Origin of the sequence: Undibacterium paludis (assembly GCF_022568815.1) — a bacterium.
Taxonomy (GTDB): domain Bacteria; phylum Pseudomonadota; class Gammaproteobacteria; order Burkholderiales; family Burkholderiaceae_D; genus Undibacterium.
Window position 1 is genome coordinate 193,566 of sequence record NZ_JAKZHX010000009.1, and the last position, 21,393, is coordinate 214,958.

21 protein-coding genes and 1 riboswitch are annotated in these 21,393 nt (G+C 50.9%); of the genes, 12 read left to right on the forward strand and 9 right to left on the reverse strand.

The features are described 5' to 3' along the window. Positions 1-16 precede the first annotated feature (16 nt). From LZ463_RS16710 to LZ463_RS16750, 9 genes are all read right to left on the reverse strand, one after another. Positions 17-1,006, reverse strand: coding sequence for an NAD(P)H-quinone oxidoreductase (locus LZ463_RS16710; protein ID WP_241456946.1), 990 nt, complete (start codon positions 1,004-1,006; stop codon positions 17-19). Between the two features lie 157 nt (positions 1,007-1,163). Then, positions 1,164-3,302: a polyribonucleotide nucleotidyltransferase gene (gene pnp, locus LZ463_RS16715; protein ID WP_241456947.1), complete on the reverse strand. Its 2,139-nt coding sequence runs from the start codon at positions 3,300-3,302 to the stop codon at positions 1,164-1,166. A 214-nt stretch (positions 3,303-3,516) separates the two neighbouring features. Further along, positions 3,517-3,786: a 30S ribosomal protein S15 gene (rpsO, locus tag LZ463_RS16720; protein WP_110253976.1), complete on the reverse strand. Its 270-nt coding sequence runs from the start codon at positions 3,784-3,786 to the stop codon at positions 3,517-3,519. Positions 3,787-3,926: 140 nt separating this feature from the next. Then, the gene (locus LZ463_RS16725; protein WP_241456948.1) at positions 3,927-5,465 is read right to left on the reverse strand and encodes a 2-isopropylmalate synthase; all 1,539 of its coding nucleotides are present in this window, start codon (positions 5,463-5,465) and stop codon (positions 3,927-3,929) included. A 400-nt stretch (positions 5,466-5,865) separates the two neighbouring features. Then, entirely contained in the window at positions 5,866-6,729 is an 864-nt protein-coding gene (pssA, locus tag LZ463_RS16730) for a CDP-diacylglycerol--serine O-phosphatidyltransferase (protein ID WP_241456949.1), read from the reverse strand. Between the two features lie 186 nt (positions 6,730-6,915). Next, entirely contained in the window at positions 6,916-7,371 is a 456-nt protein-coding gene (locus LZ463_RS16735; protein WP_241456950.1) for a hypothetical protein, read from the reverse strand. A gap of 214 nt (positions 7,372-7,585) precedes the next feature. Then, entirely contained in the window at positions 7,586-8,602 is a 1,017-nt protein-coding gene (gene ilvC, locus LZ463_RS16740; protein ID WP_162041822.1) for a ketol-acid reductoisomerase, read from the reverse strand. 57 nt (positions 8,603-8,659) lie between these two features. After that, on the reverse strand, positions 8,660-9,151 hold the full coding sequence (gene ilvN / locus LZ463_RS16745; protein ID WP_241456951.1) for an acetolactate synthase small subunit: 492 nt from the start codon (positions 9,149-9,151) through the stop codon (positions 8,660-8,662). Further along, positions 9,151-10,866 carry an acetolactate synthase 3 catalytic subunit gene (locus tag LZ463_RS16750; RefSeq protein ID WP_241456952.1) on the reverse strand — a complete coding sequence of 572 codons (1,716 nt, stop codon included), beginning with the start codon at positions 10,864-10,866 and terminating at the stop codon, positions 9,151-9,153. The genes ilvN and LZ463_RS16750 overlap by 1 nt, the downstream gene beginning before the upstream one ends. Before the next feature lie 565 nt (positions 10,867-11,431). Between LZ463_RS16750 and LZ463_RS16755 the strand changes: the two genes are divergently transcribed. The 12 genes from LZ463_RS16755 (at position 11,432) to LZ463_RS16810 (ending at position 21,334) form a co-directional block, all read left to right on the forward strand. Next, complete coding sequence (locus tag LZ463_RS16755) at positions 11,432-12,004, forward strand: RNA polymerase sigma factor (protein ID WP_241456953.1); 573 nt, start codon at positions 11,432-11,434, stop codon at positions 12,002-12,004. Next, complete coding sequence (locus LZ463_RS16760) at positions 12,001-12,417, forward strand: DUF3619 family protein (RefSeq protein ID WP_241456954.1); 417 nt, start codon at positions 12,001-12,003, stop codon at positions 12,415-12,417. Before LZ463_RS16755 ends, LZ463_RS16760 begins: the two co-directional genes overlap by 4 nt. A 2-nt stretch (positions 12,418-12,419) precedes the next feature. Next, positions 12,420-13,145 (forward strand): DUF3106 domain-containing protein, encoded by a 726-nt coding sequence (locus LZ463_RS16765; RefSeq protein ID WP_241456955.1) that lies wholly within the window; start codon positions 12,420-12,422, stop codon positions 13,143-13,145. A 4-nt stretch (positions 13,146-13,149) separates the two neighbouring features. Next, positions 13,150-13,668 (forward strand): RDD family protein, encoded by a 519-nt coding sequence (locus tag LZ463_RS16770; protein WP_241456956.1) that lies wholly within the window; start codon positions 13,150-13,152, stop codon positions 13,666-13,668. Positions 13,669-13,730: 62 nt separating this feature from the next. Continuing rightward, entirely contained in the window at positions 13,731-14,402 is a 672-nt protein-coding gene (locus tag LZ463_RS16775; protein ID WP_241456957.1) for a TetR/AcrR family transcriptional regulator, read from the forward strand. Continuing rightward, positions 14,399-14,980 (forward strand): LOG family protein, encoded by a 582-nt coding sequence (locus LZ463_RS16780; protein WP_241456958.1) that lies wholly within the window; start codon positions 14,399-14,401, stop codon positions 14,978-14,980. Before LZ463_RS16775 ends, LZ463_RS16780 begins: the two co-directional genes overlap by 4 nt. Positions 14,981-15,086: 106 nt before the next feature. Next, a complete protein-coding gene (locus tag LZ463_RS16785) occupies positions 15,087-15,296 on the forward strand; it encodes a DUF3460 family protein (RefSeq protein WP_241456959.1) in 210 nt (69 codons plus the stop codon). Between the two features lie 94 nt (positions 15,297-15,390). Continuing rightward, a complete protein-coding gene (locus tag LZ463_RS16790) occupies positions 15,391-16,209 on the forward strand; it encodes a segregation and condensation protein A (protein WP_241457061.1) in 819 nt (272 codons plus the stop codon). 42 nt (positions 16,210-16,251) lie between these two features. Next, positions 16,252-17,091 carry a pantoate--beta-alanine ligase gene (gene panC, locus LZ463_RS16795; protein ID WP_241456960.1) on the forward strand — a complete coding sequence of 280 codons (840 nt, stop codon included), beginning with the start codon at positions 16,252-16,254 and terminating at the stop codon, positions 17,089-17,091. Further along, a complete protein-coding gene (locus LZ463_RS16800; protein ID WP_241456961.1) occupies positions 17,091-18,011 on the forward strand; it encodes a cobalamin-binding protein in 921 nt (306 codons plus the stop codon). Before panC ends, LZ463_RS16800 begins: the two co-directional genes overlap by 1 nt. An 82-nt stretch (positions 18,012-18,093) precedes the next feature. Beyond that, a complete protein-coding gene (gene rarD, locus LZ463_RS16805; protein WP_241456962.1) occupies positions 18,094-18,990 on the forward strand; it encodes an EamA family transporter RarD in 897 nt (298 codons plus the stop codon). A gap of 51 nt (positions 18,991-19,041) precedes the next feature. Further along, a riboswitch (TPP riboswitch) is annotated at positions 19,042-19,141 on the forward strand. 69 nt (positions 19,142-19,210) lie between these two features. After that, entirely contained in the window at positions 19,211-21,334 is a 2,124-nt protein-coding gene (locus LZ463_RS16810; RefSeq protein WP_241456963.1) for a TonB-dependent siderophore receptor, read from the forward strand. Positions 21,335-21,393 lie beyond the last annotated feature (59 nt).

Sequence of the window (21,393 nt, forward strand, 5' to 3'; positions counted from 1 at the left end):
CAGCGACACAGAAAGACTAGTCAAGCTGCGTAAGGTCCAGCATGATTTTACCTATATGCAACCCCTCCTCCATCATGGCGTGAGCCTTAGCGGCCTGCGCCAAAGGGAAGACATGATGTATGACCGGCTCAATTTCTTTTGACGCGAGCAAGGGCCAGACCTGATCCTGCAACTCCCTGGCAATTTTCGCCTTGAAGGCCACAGAACGCGGCCGCAAAGTTGAACCGGTGACGGTCAGGCGACGGCGCAAAACCTGCCCCAGGTCAAGCTCGGCAACATTCCCGCCCAGCAAGGCGATAATGGCCAGCCTGCCGTCATCAGCCAGGCAATTGATTTCTTTAGGCACATAGTTGCCAGCCACCATGTCGAGAATCACGTCCACACCGCGCCCCGCTGTCAATTCCTTGATAACTTCAACAAAATCCTCTGTCTTGTAATTGATGCCACGCTCAGCACCCAGCCTTTCCGTCGCCCGGCATTTATCATCCGAACCTGCGGTAGCAAATACACGATGCCCGATTGCCCTGGCTATTTGTATTGCTGCAACACCGATACCGGAAGTACCACCCTGCACCAAGAAGGTTTCACCTATCGATAACTGGGCACGCTGAAACACATTGCTCCACACCGTAAAATAAGTCTCAGGCAAAGATGCCGCCTCGATCAGAGACAAACCCTGCGGCACCTTCAGGCACTGTCCGACCGGTGCAACGCAATATTGCGCATAGGCGCCCCCCTGCACCAGAGCACAAACCTGATCACCAAGCTGAAAGCCTGTGCCCGCCAGATCGCCGGAAACCACCTCCCCTGCCACTTCCAGACCAGGCAAATCCGACGCGCCGGGTGGCACAGGATAAAAGCCGAGGCGCTGCAATACATCAGGGCGATTAACCCCTGCCGCAGCGACCTTGATCAGCAACTCCCCCTCACCCGGCACCGGCATCGGCCGCACGCAAAGCTGCAACACCTCTGGCTTGCCGTACTGAGTGATTTCAATTGCGCGCATTTCAGCATTCATTTTCAAACATCCTTTTCATGTATTGGCACCCTGTCACAAAACCAGATGTGATCTCAAATTCGTCAAACCTGAATTTTAAGCGAATAAAAAAACGCCCGTACAAGGACGGGCGTTTTCATCTTATGCGGACCAGGCCGCAAAGAAATTACTGCTGCTGTTGTTGCTGTTGCGCTGGCGCCTCAGTTTCTGCAACGGCTGCCTTCATGGACAACTTGAAGCGACCGCGATCATCCGTCTCCAGCACTTTAACGCGCACTTGCTGACCTTCTTTGAGGTAGTCGGCGACAGCATTCACGCGCTCATTGGCGATTTGGCTAATATGCAGCAAACCGTCTTTGCCCGGCATGATTTGCACGATGGCACCGAAGTCCAGCAATTTCAATACTGTACCATCGTAAGTCTTGCCAACTTCAACTTCAGCTGTCAGCTCTTCGATACGACGTTTGGCTTCCTGACCGGCAGCGGCGTCAACAGAAGCGATCGTCACAATACCTTCATCACTGATGTCAATTTGCGTACCGGTTTCTTCTGTCAAGGCGCGGATCACAGCACCACCCTTACCGATAACATCACGGATTTTCTCAGGATTGATCTTGATTGTGATCAGGCGTGGAGCAAAGTCGGACAGTTCGGTTTTGCCGACCGGCACGGCTTCCTGCATTTTACCCAGGATATGCACGCGGCCTTCTTTGGCTTGAGCCAAAGCGACTTGCATGATTTCTTTAGTGATACCCTGAATTTTGATATCCATCTGCAAGGCAGTAATACCTTCTGCAGTACCGGCCACTTTAAAGTCCATGTCGCCAAGATGATCTTCATCACCCAAGATATCTGTCAGAACAGCAAACTTGTTGCCATCCTTGATCAGGCCCATGGCGATACCGGCAACGTGTGCTTTCATTGGCACGCCGGCATCCATCAACGCCAGGCAACCACCGCAGACGGAAGCCATGGAAGACGAACCATTGGATTCAGTAATTTCAGAAACCAGACGAACGGAGTAGCTGAAATCTTCCGGATCAGGCAGAGCAGCCTGCAATGCACGCTTAGCCAGACGACCATGACCGATTTCACGACGCTTTGGCGTGCCAACACGACCCGTTTCGCCAGTAGCGAACGGAGGCATGTTGTAATGCAGCATGAAGCGGTCAGAGTATTCACCCATCAACGCATCGATTTTTTGCTCGTCACGGGCAGTACCCAGAGTAGCAATCACCAGAGCCTGGGTTTCACCACGCGTGAACAGGGCTGTGCCATGCGTACGTGGCAAAACGCCAGTGCGGATAGTGATAGGACGCACAGTGCGTGTATCACGACCATCAATACGTGGCTCGCCTTCCAGGATTTGGGAGCGAACAATCTTCGCCTCCAGATCAAACAGGATATTGCCGACTTCGGCAGAATCAGGAGCAGCCTCACCTTTGGCAGCGGCTTGCTCAGCCAGGGCAGCACCAACTGCAGCAGTTGCTGACTTCAGTTGTTCTGTACGGGCTTGTTTTTCTTTGGTTTGATAAGCAGCGCGCAACAAAGGCTCTGCCACCGCAGTAACAGCAGCGATCAGCGGCTCATTCTTGGGAGCTGGCGCCCATTCAACTTCAGGCTTGCCGCCGTCACGTACCAGTTCATGGATGGCGTCAATCACAGCCTTCATTTGCGTATGACCATAGACCACCGCACCCAACATGACTTCTTCAGACAATTGCTGCGCTTCAGATTCAACCATCAACACCGCCTGCTCAGTACCGGCAACCACCAGATCAAGCTTGGATTGTTTCAATTGAGTTGCTGTCGGGTTCAATACATATTGGTCATCGATATAACCAACACGTGCCGCACCAACCGGACCACTGAATGGGATGCCAGCAACAGAAATGGCAGCAGAAGCACCGATCATGGCGGCGATGTCAGGGTCAATTTCTGGATTGACGGACAATACATGCACAATGACCTGAACTTCGTTCAGATAGCCTTCTGGAAACAGAGGGCGAATAGGTCTGTCGATCAAACGGGAAGTCAGCGTTTCTTTTTCTGATGGACGACCTTCACGCTTGAAGAAACCACCTGGAATACGACCGGCAGCGTAAGTTTTTTCCATGTAATCCACGGTCAGAGGAAAGAAATCCTGACCTGGTTTTGCGTCTTTTTTTGCAACAACAGTTGCCAGTACAACAGTATCTTCTACAGATACCATGACCGCGCCAGAAGCCTGACGGGCGATTTCACCGGTTTCCAGCGTGACCTGGTGCTGGCCATATTGGAAGGTTTTGGTAATTTTATTAAACACAATGTGTCCTTTCTATTTTGCCGACAGATTTTCAGGCGCTGTCGTTCACCTCACCACGAGCAATCCGCCTGGATTGCTTTTTGCCTGTTTTCAATATTTACATCAAAAACCGGGCTAAAACGGGGAAAATTAAAACTCTAGATGGACAAAAAGCCTGCGACAGAAAACTGACGCAGGCTTTTTGCTACAAATTATTTGCCAAATACAGCAAGAATTACTTACGCAAGCCGAGTTTTTCGATCAGGGAGCGATAGCGATTCAGGTCTTTACCCTTCAGGTAAGACAACAGACTCTTACGACGGTTAACCATCATGATCAAACCACGGCGGGAGTGGTGATCTTTGGAATGTGCCTTGAAGTGACCATTAAGGTCATTGATACGTGCAGTCAACAGAGCAACTTGCACTTCAGGAGAGCCTGTGTCATTTTGACCACGGGCATTGTCCGCTACGATAGCGGCTTTTGCATTTTTTTCGATAGACATGATTTTCCTTAACATGCGATAACAATAGTAGCCGTATTTACAAAACAGCAACATAACCATCATTATCGTGAAATAACAAATCCCGCCGAAATGACGGGACGCGTGACTATAACACCGTTTTACGCCGGAATCAAATCGCTTTATATCTGCGGGTTCAATTTCTCGGTTTTTGATTGCAGCTTGTTCAAGGCTGACAAATAAGCTTTCGCCGAGGCAACAACAATGTCAGGATCGGCACCGACACCATTGACGATACGACCCGCTTTGGACAAGCGCATGGTCACCTCACCCTGCGATTGCGTACCCGTCGTAATCGCATTCACAGAGAACAGCAGCAGCTCGGCGCCACTCTGCACCTTGGAGTCAATGGCATTGACGATGGCGTCAACAGGGCCATTGCCATTGCCTTCGCAAGTGACTTCCCTGCCTTCCGAGGTGAATACGACCTTGGCGAAAGGCAACTCACCTGTTTCCGAACGCTGCGACAAAGACACATAATGGAAGGCATCGTTATTGTGGGCGTGCTCTTCATCGGATACCAGGGCCAGAATATCTTCATCGAAAATTTCTGCTTTCCTGTCAGCAAGCTCCTTGAATCGTGCAAATGCAGCATTGACTTCCGTTTCCGACTCCAGCTCTATGCCCAGCTCTTCCAGGCGCTGCTTGAACGCATTTCGACCAGACAATTTGCCAAGCACCAGCTTATTCGCTGTCCAGCCAACATCTTCTGCGCGCATGATTTCATAAGTATCACGTGCTTTCAGAATGCCGTCCTGATGGATGCCGGATGCATGGGCAAAGGCATTTGCCCCCACCACCGCCTTGTTGGGTTGCACCGCAAAACCGGTAATTTGCGATACCAGTTTGGACGCCGGTACGATCTGGCTGATGTCTATACCCAGTTGCAGGTCGAAATAATCCTTGCGGGTGCGTACCGCCATGACGATCTCTTCCAGTGCCGTGTTACCGGCACGCTCACCAAGTCCATTGATCGTACATTCAATCTGACGCGCACCGCCTATCATGACGCCAGCCAGGGAATTCGCCACCGCCATACCCAGGTCATTGTGGCAATGCACGGACCAGATCGCCTTGTCAGAATTGGGGATGCGTTCACGCAGGGATTTCAGCATATTGCCGTAGAGCTCAGGCACGGCATAACCAACAGTGTCCGCAAAATTGATGGTGGTTGCGCCTTCCTTGATGACGGCTTCCAGAACGCGACACAAAAAATCCATATCGGAACGACTGCCATCCTCAGGGCTGAACTCGACATCATCGGTAAAATTGCGCGCATAACGGACAGCCTGTATGGCCTGCTCCAGCACCTGGTCAGGCGTCATGCGCAATTTCTTTTCCATATGCAAGGGAGAAGTCGCAATGAAGGTATGAATACGCTTGCGCTGCGCCGCCTGCAATGCCTCCGCCGCTCTCGCGATGTCGCGGTCATTGGCCCGTGACAAAGAGCAAATAGTCGAATCCTTGATGATGGAAGCAATTGCCTTGATCGATTCAAAGTCACCTGGTGAAGCAGCAGCAAAACCCGCCTCAATCACATCGACTTTCATTCTTTCCAGCTGTTTGGCAATACGGATTTTTTCATCTTTGGTCATGGATGCGCCCGGTGATTGCTCGCCATCACGCAAGGTTGTGTCGAATATGATGAGTTTGTCGGCCATGCTAATACTCCTGAATTGAATTGAAAGACTGATCGTTACTGGAAAATAAAGATAAAGCTTGTTTTGAATATTCTCCGGCCTACCCCTGCAAGACGCACATGGGTGGTGAGGCTACTCGAATTGTGGGTATAGGGGGATTTAGCGCGTAACCGCTAGTAGAGACGCCAGCAATAGCGATAGCAGACCAGACAGGCCTGCCATAGTGTTTTTTGCTATTGATGTGGATACGAAGTTCATGTCAAAGACTATAAGCGCGAATCGAAAAAAGTGCAAGAATTTATAGCAGGAAAATCCCGTTTTTCTCCGGCGTAAAAACAAAAAAGCCGCCATACATTTTCCGTAAGGCGGCTTCCGTTCAAAAATTCCGAATTTAATCTGGTGATGTGCGCTACACACAGCATCATTTCTCGTCGTGCGGCTCAACACTGGTTTGCACTATGCTGACCGGCCTGCCCTTGCGCCAGCGCCACAGCAAAACAATATAGCCGGACAGGCCATATAAGACGAATAGCCCAAACAAGACCTTTGGCGGATCACTGACCACAGCCACATAAGCCAGGACAATCAGAAACGGTGCAATAAAAGGAACAGACCGACGCAAATTGACATCTTTAAAACTGTAGAAAGGCACATTTGTCACCATGGTCAGTCCGGCAAACAAGGTAATACTCCAGGTGCTCCAGCTTAGTTCACGCCCGAGAAAATGCAGATCTTCCATCAACAACACAAAACCAGCAACCAGGGCTGCTGCCGCAGGACTCGGCAAACCCTGGAAATAACGTTTGTCCACCACACCTATATTGGTATTGAAACGCGCCAGACGCAGAGCAGCGCCGGCGCAATAGACAAAAGCCGCCAGCCAACCCAGTTTTCCCATGCCTTTGAGCGACCACTCATAAGCGACGAGTGCCGGTGCCGCGCCAAAAGAAATCATGTCGGACAAACTGTCATATTGCGCACCAAATTCACTTTGGGTATTCGTCATACGCGCCACCCTGCCATCAAGACTGTCGAGCACCATGGCAACAAATATCGCCAGCGCGGACTGATCAAAACGCTGGTTCATTGCCATGACGATGGCGTAAAAGCCGCAAAACAGAGCTGCGGTAGTAAATGCATTTGGCAACAGATAAATACCACGCCGGGGCTTGGCCGGCACCTGCAAATCATTTCCCTCGCGCGCTGTAGTCTGCTGACTTTTGCGCATGCTCTTGGGGAAAAGCTTGAAACTGCCTTTGGGCTTTCGTTTTAGTATAGGTGCCATTCTTACATTCGAAATTTGTAAAATACCTCTTGCCTGAACAAGATCTGAAAAGTGCGCGAAGTATAACGCCTATCATTACCAATGAAAACAAGCACGCAGATGCCCACTCCCGCATGTTTATCTATGCAATATACATTTCAAATCGTATTTGTCCGACCTTTTCGTACTCAAACCTGGCACGAACAATCAGACCGGACCTTCCGCAGTATCGGTGAGAGATGCAAGCAATGCATTAAGCCAGCGTCTGGCTTCGTCGATTTCATAAAAGAAGCCGTATGCACAAACCCCTTCATAAATACGCTGAAACTGCGATTCAATCACACCCCGCCCCGCGACGTCAGCGGCGGCAACCACCACATTGGCAACACACCCCAGATTTTGCGCGCCGTTAGCAGTAATTTCTGCCAGAACCTCCATCCCCTCCGGCGTACTCAGCATTGAACCTTTGATAAGAGCAAGCCCCGCCCAGGGGCCGTCCGGCATAAGCTGCAGTGAATAGGGGCGTACCTCTGCAGCCCAACGTCTGACCAATTCCACATTCCAGGGGCCCTGCACCTCCGTCACCAGGATACGGCCATCGAGATAAAGGCGAAACTGTCCGTGGGGTGGAAAAGCGCTATCAATTTCTGCTTGCTCTTTCATTAATCAAATCCAGCTTATGGCTATTCAGAAGATTCTAATCCAGATAGCTGTCTGTCGCGCACCTCATTATTGCATTATAAAAATGAAATTCTGCCTTCCTACTTTGCCGAACACGTATAAAAACAAAAAAAGTCGCCCAAATGGACGACTTTTTAGCCTTGGGGCAGCCTTCGCCTGCAAACGCAGGCTGGATGACGCCCGGCGATCTTACAGATTAGTTCTTGGACTGATCAACCAGCTTGTTTTTAGCAATCCATGGCATCATGGCACGCAATTTAGCACCCACTTCTTCGATCTGATGCTCAGCAGTCAGACGACGACGTGAAATCAAAGTCGGCGCACCGGCCTTGTTTTCCAGGATGAAGCTCTTCGCGTATTCACCCGTCTGAATATCTTTCAGGCATTGACGCATGGCATTTTTGGTGTCTTCTGTAACAACTTTAGGGCCAGTTACATATTCGCCGTATTCTGCATTGTTGGAGATCGAGTAATTCATGTTGGCGATACCGCCTTCATAGATCAGGTCAACGATCAGTTTCAATTCATGCAGACATTCGAAGTAAGCCATTTCTGGTGCATAGCCAGCTTCAACCAGGGTTTCAAAACCAGCCTTGATCAGTTCAACCGCACCACCGCACAGAACTGCTTGTTCACCGAACAAATCAGTTTCTGTTTCTTCGCGGAAGTTGGTTTCAATGATGCCAGCACGGCCACCACCATTGGCCATCGCATAAGACAAGGCGATGTCACGGGCAGAACCGGATTTATCCTGGTACACAGCGATCAGGTGAGGTACGCCGCCACCCTGGCTGTAAGTTCCACGCACAGTGTGGCCTGGTGCTTTAGGAGCGATCATGATGACGTCCAGATCGGCACGTGGCACGACTTGACCGTAGTGAACATTGAAGCCGTGGGCAAATGCCAGCACAGCGCCTTGTTTGGCGTGAGGAGCGACATTTTCAGCATACACCTGGGCGATGTTTTCATCTGGCAGCAAGATCATGATGACATCAGCTGCTTTGACTGCATCATTCACTTCAGCCACATTCAGACCGGCATTTTTTGCCTTGTCCCATGAAGCGCCACCTTTACGCAGGGCGACAGTCACTTTGCAACCGGAATCATTCAAGTTCTGTGCATGTGCATGGCCTTGGGAACCGTAGCCGATGATGGCAACGTTTTTGCCTTTGATCAGGGAGAGATCACAATCTTTGTCGTAGAAAACTTTCATTTTGTATCCTAATAATTAAGTATTTTTGCAGGGGGGCGTATGCCTGAAACTATTTTTTTAAACCTTGAGGATGCGTTCACCGCGTCCTATGCCTGAACCACCGGTACGTACCGTTTCCAGAATTGCCGCACGGTCGATTGAGTCTATGAAGGCGTCCAATTTACCTTTATTGCCAGTCAATTCTATGGTGTAGGTTTTTTCGGTGACATCAATGATGCGGCCACGGAAAATATCTGCGGTGCGCTTCATTTCTTCACGCTCCTTGCCAACCGCTCTTACTTTGATCAGCATCAGTTCGCGTTCTATGTGCGCGCCCTCGGTCAGGTCAACCACCTTGACGACTTCAATCAGGCGGTTCAAATGCTTGGTGATCTGCTCAATGATGTCGTCTGAACCTGTTGTGACAATCGTCATACGGGACAAGGTTGCATCTTCAGTTGGTGCTACGGTCAGCGTTTCAATGTTATAACCACGGGCAGAGAACAAACCAACCACACGGGACAAGGCACCGGCTTCATTTTCAAGAAGGATGGAAATAATATGTCTCATTACAGATCCTCCGAACCAAGCAACATTTCAGTCAGGCCTTTACCGGCTTTCACCATGGGCCAGACGTTTTCGGTTTGATCCGTGATGAAGTTCATGAATACCAGTCTGTCTTTCATACCAAAGGCTTCACGCACAGCACCATCCACGTCTGCCGGGTTTTCTATCTTCATGCCGACGTGGCCATAGGCTTCCACCAGTTTGGTGAAGTCAGGCAAAGAATCCATGTAAGACTCTGAATAACGTGAACCATAATCAATCTGCTGCCACTGTCTGACCATGCCAAGGAAGCGGTTGTTCAACAAAATGATTTTGGGTGTCAGGTGATACTGTTTGCAGGTTGCCAGTTCCTGTATACACATCTGTATCGAGGCTTCGCCAGTGATGCAGGCCACCGTCGCATCAGGGTTAGCCATCTGCACACCCATGGCGTATGGCAAACCCACACCCATGGTGCCCAGGCCACCGGAATTGATCCAGCGACGTGGTTTATCAAAACGGTAGTACTGGGCAGCCCACATCTGGTGCTGACCCACGTCAGAGGTGACGAAGGCATCCCCTTTCGTCACTTCCCAGACTTTTTCAACCACGGATTGCGGCTTGATGACTTCATTCGAAGTCGGGTATTTCAGGCATTCACGACCACGCCATTCATTGACCTGCTTCCACCAGGCTGCCAGCGCCTTGGCGTCCGGGCGCGTCTCAATGGCGCTCAGTTGCGACAGCATTTCCTGCAACACGTCCTTGACATTGCCAACAATAGGAATATCGACCTTGACACGCTTGGAAATCGATGAAGGATCAATATCAATATGAATGATCTTGCGCGGATGCGAAGCAAAATGCTTGGGGTTGCCAATCACACGATCATCAAAACGTGCACCTATGGCGATCAGCACGTCACAGTGTTGCATGGCCATGTTAGCTTCGTAAGTACCATGCATGCCCGGCATACCGACAAATTTTTCGTCGCTGGCACGATAGGCACCGAGACCCATCAAGGTATTGGTGCAGGGAAAACCCAGCATATCGACCAGCTTGTTCAACTCTGGCGATGCCTGCGCCAGAATGACGCCACCGCCGGTGTAAATCATGGGTCTTTCAGCCTGCAACAACAGCTGCACGGCTTTGCGAATTTGTCCCGCATGTCCTTTGTCGACCGGCTTGTAAGAGCGCATTTCGACAGTTTTAGGGTAACTGTAGGTGGTTTTGTGCATGCTGATATCTTTAGGGATATCCACCAGCACAGGGCCAGGACGACCGGTAGTCGCGATAAAAAACGCTTTCTTGATCGTCTCAGCCAGATCCCTGACATCTTTCACCAGGAAATTGTGTTTGACGCAGGGACGGGTAATACCAACAGTATCGCACTCCTGGAAGGCATCCTGGCCGATAACGGCACTTGGCACCTGCCCGGAAATGATGACCATTGGAATGGAATCCATATAAGCCGTTGCCAGACCGGTTACCGCATTGGTCACACCGGGCCCGGAAGTGACCAGAGCCACGCCGACTTTATTGGAAGAACGGGAATACGCATCAGCAGCATGAACTGCCGCCTGCTCATGACGAACCAGGATGTGCTGAAACTTGTCCTGATTGAAAATCGCATCATAGATATAGAGTACGGCACCGCCCGGATATCCGAACACATGCTCAACACCCTCTTCGGCAAGACACTTGACCAGTATCTCTGCGCCTGTAAATTCTGAACTCATCTTGTTGTCCTTTCAAGGTCCATAGGAGATTGATCGGATGTTCTTTCCTGGCGAAATCGACATGCAAATACTGTAAGCGGATATCCCTTTACGTGCGTTCACGTTCCCCTTTACACATCCGTTGGATATGGTGCCAGGCAAGGCTTAGTGCACTCGTTCAATCAGTGTTCAGGCTTTACAACGACGACTTCTCACGCTTGTGGCATGGGTCAGAACAAACAGCTTCTTAAAGCGAACCTGTTGGTGACAGCATTGTGGGCTGCTCCATGCAGGTATTTTATGCCCCGAGATTTTGGAGCGGACTCACAAGGTACTGCGTCGCAGCATTTTGGTCAAGGAAAATTCTATAAGAATAGAAAGTTTTCACCTGACATTTCATCTGCCCTCACTTTTCGCTCATCCTGCAGGCACCCTAGTTTGTTACAAAATGACAAGAAATGACAAAATTCAGGACACAAGCGCGTATTTTTGCTAGCATGTGCGCAATTTTGAGCTTAGGCCGCCTCCTTGAAAAGACCAATCCAACAAGGAAAACAGCACCTGCTCCATAACGCAACTGCCAAAGATGGCCACAGATAAAGAACTATCCAGCTTTTTGGAAGGCGTAGAACGCCGCGCTTTCAAACATGCTGTCTACACGGTACGCAATGAAGAGTCTGCTCTGGATATTGTCCAGGAAGCAATGATCAAGCTCGCCGAAAAATATGGTGACAAGCCGGCGGCAGAGCTGCCCATGCTGTTCCAGCGCATCTTGCAAAACACCATACTTGATTTTTTCCGCAGGGAAAAAGTACGCAATACCTGGGTCAGCCTGTTTTCCAGCATTACACCATCCAATAACCAGGATGATGACAATTTTGACTTATTGGAAAGCTATGCTGCCGAAGAAGGCAGTGAAGCCGCAGAATCAAGTGCAGACAAGATAGAACGCGAGCAGGTTTTGATCATCATTGATGAAGAAATAAAAAAGCTTCCCGCGCGTCAACGGGAAGCCTTCCTCATGCGTTATTGGGAAGACATGGATGTAGCGGAAACCGCCGCTGCAATGGGTTGTTCGGAAGGCAGTGTCAAAACTCACTGTTCAAGAGCAACGCATGCACTTGCCGTCACGCTCAAGGCTAAAGGAATTCACCTATGAACTATTCAAAAGAAGCGAAAGACCTTGAATTTGCTTACAAGGTCAGGCGAGCGCTGAATGAGTCGGCAGAAAACCTGCCTGCCCCTACACTGGACAGGTTGGCACAGGCCCGCAAAATGGCAATGGCTCGCAAGAAACAAGAAGCACCGGCAGCAGTCAGGGTAGTCAGCAACATGCTTGCTGGCAATACCGGTTTTTCCTTCCAGGGGCCTGGCTCGTGGATGGGCAAGCTGGGCATCGCCCTGCCCTTGCTGGTATTGGTGGTTGGCCTGCTGGGCATCTACGAGTACGAACAACAGCAAAACATTAACGAACTGGCCGATATCGATACCGCCGTTTTAGTTGACGAATTGCCACCAGCTGCTTATGTTGATACCGGGTTCAGTGCTTATTTGAACAAAACAGAGGAGTAGTAGTGACGTTAGCGTTAATACCGAAGTCCAGTCGCCTGAAGTCAAGTCGTCTATCTATTATCGCCCTCACAATACCGCTGGTTTTCACCAGCGGTATTGCCGTTCCTGCCTATGCCGTCCAGGCATCGGCAAAACCCTTAAGCAGCCTGCTTGGCGTCAGCACTGTCAGCAAGCCGACCTGGAATGAACTTACTCCTGCACAGAAACAGGTCCTTGCCCCATTGAGTCCGGATTGGGACAAAATGTCAGAGCTGGGCAAGAAAAAATGGCTGGAAATCGCCAACCGCTATCCGACCATGAAGCCTGACGAACAAGCCAGGCTACAGGAACGCATGCGCGACTGGGTGAAATTGACGCCCGAACAGCGTATGGCCGCCCGTGAAAACTATGCAAAATCGAACCAGTTGAAGCCTGAGCACAAATCAGCACAGTGGCAGCAATACCAGCAACTGAGCGAAGAAGAGAAAAAGCGCCTGGCGGCAGAGAATGAAAAAAAGAAAAGTGTCACCAATCTGCCATCCGATGCACTGAAAAATCCAAAAATCCTGGCACCCATCAAAGTAGGGCCCAAGCCGGCGAGCACGCCACTGCCCGTAATTACAATAGTTACACCACCAGCTGCAGTTACTCCTGCTGCAGCATCGGCAGCCGTATCCACAACTCCGCCACCCAATACGGCCGATACAACGACTGCCAGCAACCCTGCCCAACAAGGCTCAAGCAAGTAAATCTGTGAATTCTGAATTGTCTGCTCCACCATTACGTCGTCGCCTGATTTGCATGGTCTATGAAGCCATGCTGTTATTCGGGATTGTTTTCGTTTCCGGCTTTATATTTGACGTGATAACCCAGAGCAAGCATGCACTGGTATTACGTCATGCCCGCATGGCCTGGCTATTTCTTGTTATTGGTACTTATTTCGTATTTTGCTGGAGCCGTAGCGGACAGACCCTGGCGATGCAGACCTGGCGCATCAAAGTGGTCGACCTCGATGGCGGCAAACTGCCCGTCGTCAAGGCGATGGTCCGCTATTGCCTGGCATGGATGTGGTTCTTGCCAGCCATGGCCCTGGTTTATCAACTGGGTTTGAAGCAATGGCCATCCATGGCCGTGCTGGCTATTGGAATGGCAGGCTGGGCCTACACGGCGCGAATGGACAAACAGGGACAGTTCCTGCATGATCGCTGGGCCAAGACCAGATTGATTCATATTCCCGCAAAAATTGATCCGAAAGCCACTGAGGAAGACTGATACTCTTTTGATGTTGCGCTTTCAATGTTATTCTTATGAAATAATCTATCGAGAAGAATGACATGCAACACAAAGCTCCTCGTCGGACCAGGGAACGCATCTTGGAATTGTCCCTGCGCCTTTTCAATGAGTTCGGTGAACCCAATATCACCACTACCGTGATTGCGGAAGAAATGAATATTTCTCCCGGGAATCTGTATTACCATTTTCGCAACAAGGACGATATTGTCAACTCCATCTTTGTGCAATTTGAGGCAGAGATCAATAAAAAACTGGCCTTCCCCGAAGGTCGTAAAGCCAACATCCAGGACATCTGGACTTACCTGCACCTGACCTTTGAACTGGTTTGGCGTTACCGTTTCTTTTACCGCGACCTGAACGACTTGCTGTCAAGAAACCGTAAACTGGAACTGAATTTCAAGGAAATCCTGACCCACAAGATCAAAGTCGCGACGGAATTATGTACAGGTCTGCGTGCCGACGGTGAGTTTGAAGCCAGTGACATGGATATCGACGCCCTGGCGACCAATATGGTCGTGGTGGCCACTTATTGGCTGTCCTATGAATACGTGCGCAATCCACGCAAATACACAGAACTGCAGACCATGTCTGAATCCCTGGCACGTGGCTGCTATCAGGTAATTGTGCTGATCAGCCCTTATTTGCGAGGTGAAACCAAGAGTGTTTTTGAAAAACTCTCGCAAGATTATTTGCGCAAGATAAACCCGGCATGAAGAACATTTGCGTTTATTGCGGCTCTTCCCCCGGGGTTACCGAAGACTATGCCATGGCAGCCAGGCAACTGGCTGCACAACTGGTCAGTCAAGGTCTAGGCCTGGTCTATGGTGGTGGCAATGTCGGCCTGATGGGCGTGATCTCGGACGAGGTTCTGCGCCTTGGCGGCCGCGTGACCGGCGTCATTCCCAAGGCCCTGATGGACAAGGAAGTCGGCCACACCGGCCTGACACAATTGCATATTGTTGCCAATATGCATGAACGCAAGGCCATGATGGCAGACCTGTCTGACGCCTTCATCGCCATGCCCGGTGGCATAGGGACCCTGGAAGAGTTGTTTGAAGTGCTGACCTGGTCACAGCTGGGTTTTCATGAAAAACCGGTGGGTTTATACAATACCAATCATTTCTATCAAAAACTCCATGATTTCTTGTTGCACACCGTAGAGCAAGGCTTCCTGCGCCCGGCCCATCTGGATTTACTGTACATAGAAACCGATCCCGCACTGCTGCTTGAAAAATTTGCCAGCTACCAGCCCAGGCATGTCAAGAAGTGGCTGGAAGTCAAAGATATATGAAGCATTTAGCCAAATCGAACCTTTACTCTGTGGCTGAAATCCCATTTTCTGGCTAAAAGCAGAGTAAAATGCGGCTTCATCCGACTTTTCGTGTTTATTTCAAATTATGAAATTCTCCAAGCAATTCTCGCTGTACGAATCCGAAGCGACGCAGTTCATCAAAGACCTGAAAAAAAACAATCCTGATCTGGAACAAAGCCAGCGTGATGGCCGTGCCCTGCTGTGGGACAAACAGGCCATCGATCTTGATACGCAAAAACGCAATCTGGAATCGCGCATCAAACAGCAAGCCTACGTTTATCAAAACAAAGGCTGATCAAGGGCGTATCAAAAGCTGATACTGCCTTTGCACTGACACGCTTGTGACCACCACAAACGCAACAAATTCGTTAACGCCGACCGAACTACCACTGGTTGGTGCAGTCGACAGCACGCCAGACGTTGTCGATGGGCTGGCGTTCGCCAAACTGTATGGCGAGCCGCTGTTCAAGCTCCCCAACGACCTGTACATCCCACCTGATGCACTGGAAATATTTCTGGAAGCCTTTGAAGGTCCGCTGGATTTATTGCTTTACCTGATACGCAAGCAGAATTTCAATATCCTTGATATTCCCATGGCACAAGTCACGCTGCAGTACCTGCAGTATGTCGACCAGATACGCAAACACAATCTGGAACTGGCCGCCGAATACCTGCTGATGGCTGCCATGCTGATAGAAATCAAATCGCGCATGCTACTGCCGTCCAACAAGAGCGCCGACAGCGAAGAAGCAGAAGACCCGCGGGCAGAACTGGTGCGCCGCCTGCTTGAATACGAGCAGATGAAGCTGGCCGCCTATGATTTGAACGCCGTACCACAACTGGGCCGTGATTTTTTACATGCCCAGGTTTTTGTAGAACAAAATACCGTCCTGCACTGGCCGCATGTTGATATTGCCGATTTGCAGGCTGCCTGGGCTGATGTATTGAAGCGCGCCACCCTGGTCGCCCACCATAAAATCAGCCGCGAAGAATTATCAGTGCGTGAGCACATGACAGGTATTTTGCGCAAGCTGCAATCGGCCAAATTTGTAGAATTTTCTGATCTGTTCGACCCCAGCCGCGGTGCGCCTGTACTCGTCGTCAATTTTGTCGCCCTGCTTGAACTGGCAAAAGAAACCCTGATAGAAATCACCCAGGCAGAAGCCTTTGCACCCATTTATGTGCGCCTGGCTTATTCGCCGGCCTGATATCAGTCCGGCCCCAAACCCTTACTACCTTAGAGCTGCATCATGAAAATCATTTCCTCCATAGAAGAATTGCGCGACCAGTTAAGCGGACAATTGCGTACAGCATTTGTACCGACCATGGGCAATCTGCATGAAGGCCATTTATCGCTGATGCGCCTGGCAAAAAAACACGGTGACCCGGTCGTCGCCTCCATCTTCGTCAACCGCCTGCAATTCGGGCCGAATGAAGATTTCGACAAATACCCGCGTACCTTCCAGGCTGACGTAGAAAAACTGGAAAAAGAAGGTGTCTACGTCCTGTTTGCCCCGACAGAAAAAGACCTGTACCCGGAGCCGCAAGAATATCGCGTTCGCCCGCCTGACGATCTTGGCAATATCCTTGAAGGTGAATTCCGCCCCGGATTTTTCACCGGGGTCACCACGGTGGTATTGAAGCTGTTTTCCTGCGTCCAGCCCAAGGTCGCCGTGTTTGGCAAAAAGGATTACCAGCAGTTGATGATCGTGCGCAATATGAGCAAACAGTTTGCCTTGCCGACCGAAATCATTGCGGCCGACACTTATCGTGCAGATGATGGCCTGGCCCTGTCTTCACGCAATATGTACCTGTCCGCCGAAGAGCGCGCAGAGGCACCGGCCCTGTATCAAGCCTTGAATGCCGTAGCAAATGAAGTGCGCAATGGTCACCTTGACATGTTTGAACTGGAACGCGAAGCCATGGCAAAACTGGCTTCACGCAACTGGAAGCCAGACTATATCTCCATACGCAGACGCGCCGACCTGCAACCGCCATCAGCCGGTGATATCGCACAAAAGACACCTCTGGTCGTACTGGCTGCGGCAAAACTCGGTGGCACCCGCCTGATTGATAACCTGGAAATCTGATGCGACTGTTGAAAGCCGCATCAGACATGACCGCAAATTCGATCCGTACAATCTCTTTGGCACTTGGCTTTGCGGCATTTTTTTTTGCTGCTCCGGGTCAGGCTGCCATCACGGTAAAAGATGACGCCCAACGTGAAGTCAGTCTTGCCAAGCCGGCACAGCGCATCATCAGCCTGGCCCCGCATATCACCGAGTTGCTATTCGAAGCTGGTGCAGACAAGAGTATCGTTGCGGTCACCGATTACAGCGATTATCCGGAAGCAGCAAAAAAACTGCCGTCGATAGGTAACATCTTTGCCCTGGACCTGGAGCGTCTGCTGGCCTTGAAGCCCGACCTGGTGGTAGTCTGGGGCACAGGTAGTGCAAAAATACTGGCCAACAAATTACGCAGCAATCATGTCACTGTGTTTGAAAGCGAACCACATGATTTTGAAATGGTGGCGACGTCCATAGAAAGACTGGCGATTCTGGCCGGAACAGAAAACGCTGGCAAAGCAGCCGCACAGAAGTTTCGCCAACGCCTGGACAATTTGCGCAAGACCTATCAATTGCCTCCTTCTGCAAACCCGGTTCGTGTGTTTTACGAGATGGTGCGCAGACCCTTGATGACACTCAATGATGATCACATGGTTTCAGACGCAATACGGCTGTGCGGCGGCAAAAATGTATTTGGCAAACTGAAGGAACTCAGTTCTACCATTACCAATGAAGCAGTGCTTGCAGCGAATCCAGACATGATGTTGACCAGTGGAGAGTCCACCGATGCGCTGGCCGACTGGAAACAATTCCCCATCCTGACCGCCGTCAAAAAGAACAACTTCTATGCGGTCAAAGATGAATGGCTCAATCGCGCCGGCCCACGCATACTGGATGGCACAGAAGCGCTATGCAAACACATCGCTACGGCCAGGGCAAAATAGGCAGACACAGCAAACAATTGAATTTAAAGCGATAATATTTGTCTCGCTTGCTGCCGCAAGCCTTACAGATTGATTGCTTCTCATGCGCCAAGGTATCTTGTTTGCAGGCTCCGCGTATTTTCTCTGGGGCCTGTTTCCCATCTATTTCAAAACCCTGCACGACGTACCTGCACTGGAAATTCTGCTCAACCGCATGTTGTGGTCACTGCTCTTCCTGCTTGGTGTTTTGACATGGCGCAAGCAATGGGCATGGGTGAGGGAAGCAGTAAGACAACCCAGGCTCATCGCAGGTTTTGCCTTGAGCGCCCTACTCTTGTCTGCCAACTGGTTTGTCTATATCTGGGCGGTCAATCACGGCCATATCGTTGACGCCAGCCTCGGCTATTTCATTACCCCCCTGGTCAATATCCTCATAGGCTCGGTCTGGTTGCGTGAAAAATTGCGTCCCGGCCAATGGCTGTCAGTTGTACTGGCCACTGCAGGTGTTGCCTGGCTGACGATACAGACTGGTCATCTGCCCTGGATAGGCCTGGTGCTGGCCGGCACCTTTGGCACCTACGGCTTGCTACGCAAAACCTCCCCCCTTGGGGCGCTGGAAGGCTTGTCGCTGGAAACCGCCCTGCTCTTCCCGTTTGCCTTTGGCTGGCTATGCTGGCTGACCACACAAGGGCAAAACAGCTTTTTCGCCAGTAGCCTGGACATAAAAATGCTACTGCTCATCAGCGGGCCGATTACAGCTATCCCCTTGCTATTGTTTGCTGCCGGTGCAAGACGTATTCCGATGACCACATTGGGGTTATTGCAATACATCTCGCCGCTGGTGCAATTGCTGCTCGGCGTATGGCTATACCATGAGCCTTTCGACCACAATAAACTGGCTGGTTTTGTCGCCATCTGGGCGGCCTTGTTTGTGTATTCGGCGGAGGGTTTGTGGCGCAATTTCCGCACCGTGAAAATCGGGGCAGAACAGGGCAGCTAAGCGCCCTCGCCGCCTCACAAAGGCTGAGCAAATGGTTTCGTGTTAAACTGTCGCCTACGCTAGGGGTCCTGGGAATGTCTATTCCTGGGTGAGAGAGTCCCTTCTACCTGATCTGGATAATGCCAGCGAAGGGAAGCGCAAAGTCCCGGCCACTCCTGTTTCTTTGTTTGCTCCCGCGCTGCCATCCACAACGCATTAAAAAGCAAACCAAGAGCAAACCATGTCCGACTTTACCGTATTACGTCCACGCCTCATCGCTTTTTCCATTGCCCAGGCTTGCCTGTTACTATCGTCTGCACATGCGCAGAGCAATGACAAGTCCCTGCCAGAAGTAACGATTACCGGCAACAAAACCGGCGAAGCCAAATCAGAGCGCAGCAAGGTCACAGGCTTCATTGACGCTCCCTTGCTCGACACACCTTATTCCGTGAATGCCATCACACTTGGACAGATACAGGACTTGCGTATCAGGCAGACCACCGATGCAACCCGATTTGATGCCAGTGTCAACGATGCCTATAACGCCGTCGGCTATGCAGAGCAATTTTCCATACGTGGTTTTGCCCTTGATAACTCGTCAAGCTACCGTAAGGACGGTTTTGCTATCCCAGGGGACGCATCCATCCCGCTGGAAAACAAAGAGCGCATAGAAATCCTCAAGGGTATCGCCGGTTTCCAGGCTGGTTTTGCCACACCTGGCGGCATCATCAATTATGTGACCAAGCGCCCGACCAGTTCACCACTGCGCTCTGCCACCTTTGAAGTAAGTGAGCGCGGCACCCTGTATGGAACAGCCGACATCAGTGACAATAGCAGCGACAAACGATTCGGCTTCCGCATCAACGCTGCCGGCGAACGCATGCGCTCCTACGTCAAAGGGGCTGACGGTGACCGTCAGTTTGCATCTATTGCCTTTGACTGGCACATCACACCGCAAGCCTTGCTGCAAATTGATGCTGACTACCAGCACAAGTCACAATTATCCGTACCCGGCTTCCAGTTATTCAATGGCACGGATTTGCCACGTGGTGTGGCGGCTGACCTGATGCTCAATGCCCAGCCCTGGGCCAAACCAGTCGACACCCGCAACAGCAACCTGGGCCTGCGCTTTGAATACCAGATCAACACCGACTGGCGCGCCACCCTGGCTGCCAACAAACATGAATTCAAGCGTGACGACTACACTGCCTTCCCTTATGGTTGCGGTGCCGCCAATCTCTACCCTGGCTATTGCGCCAATGGCGACTATGATGTGTATGACTATCAAAGCGTGAATGAGTCCAAGTCACTGTGGGGCACACAAGCCATATTGAACGGCAAGTTTGCCACCGGCAGCGTCAACCATGAACTGGCTGCTGGCTTGTCCAGTTCACAAAGACGCGATTATTTTGGCGATTACGTGTATGACTATGCTGGCAGCAGCAATCTGTTCAAGCCTGTCAATGTACCGCCATCTGCCAACAGGACTGGCCCGGCTTTCCTGCGTCGCACTGATAAGGAGTGGTCAGCATTTGTACAGGACATCATCAGCCTGCAAGACAACCTGAAACTGCACCTGGGCTTGCGCCACTTGCATATTGCACGCACACAGTTTGACAACCCTGGCTACGATCAAAGCAAATTGCTGGCAACGACAGCCCTGGTGTACAAACCGGTTCAACAAGTTTCTGTCTACGGCAGTTTTTCCCAGGGGCTGGAACACGGCGGCATTGCACCGTTTGGCACAATCAATGCCAGCAAGATGCTGAACCCGGCCAAGTCCACGCAGTTTGAATTTGGTATCAAAGCCGACGTACAACGCGACCTGAGTTTGTCGGCTGCGATTTTCCGTATCAAAAAACCGCTGGAATTCACCAATACCAGCAATGTCTATGTCAGCAGCGGCGAGGCTTTGCACACTGGCCTGGAATTGTCTGCCCAGGGCAAAGTGACGAATCAGTTGCACCTGGGTGCGAGCGTCACCGCACTCGACGCCAAGCAGCAAGATTCCGGCATCAGCAGTATTGATGGCAAGCGTGTCATGAACGTGCCGCGCCTGAAATCGTCCGTCTATACCGACTACGCTGTGGCTGAAGTCAAGGGCCTGAACCTGAATGCGACCTGGCAATATGCGAGCAGCAAAGCATTCAGCCCTGACAATAGCGTGATAGTACCGGGCTACCATGTTGTCAATCTGGGTGCGCGCTATATCACTCAGTTGGGCAATACTGCTACCACCTTGCGCTTCAATATCGACAATGCACTCGACAAGTTTTACTGGCGTGACGTGACGCAATCGCTGGGTGGCTATTTATTCCCGGGCGCACCACGTACATACAAAGTATCGGCGCAGTTCGATTTCTGATACAGCCTCTCCGGCTCAAAAGCGATGCCTGATTTATCCGGCATCGCTTTTTTATTGCC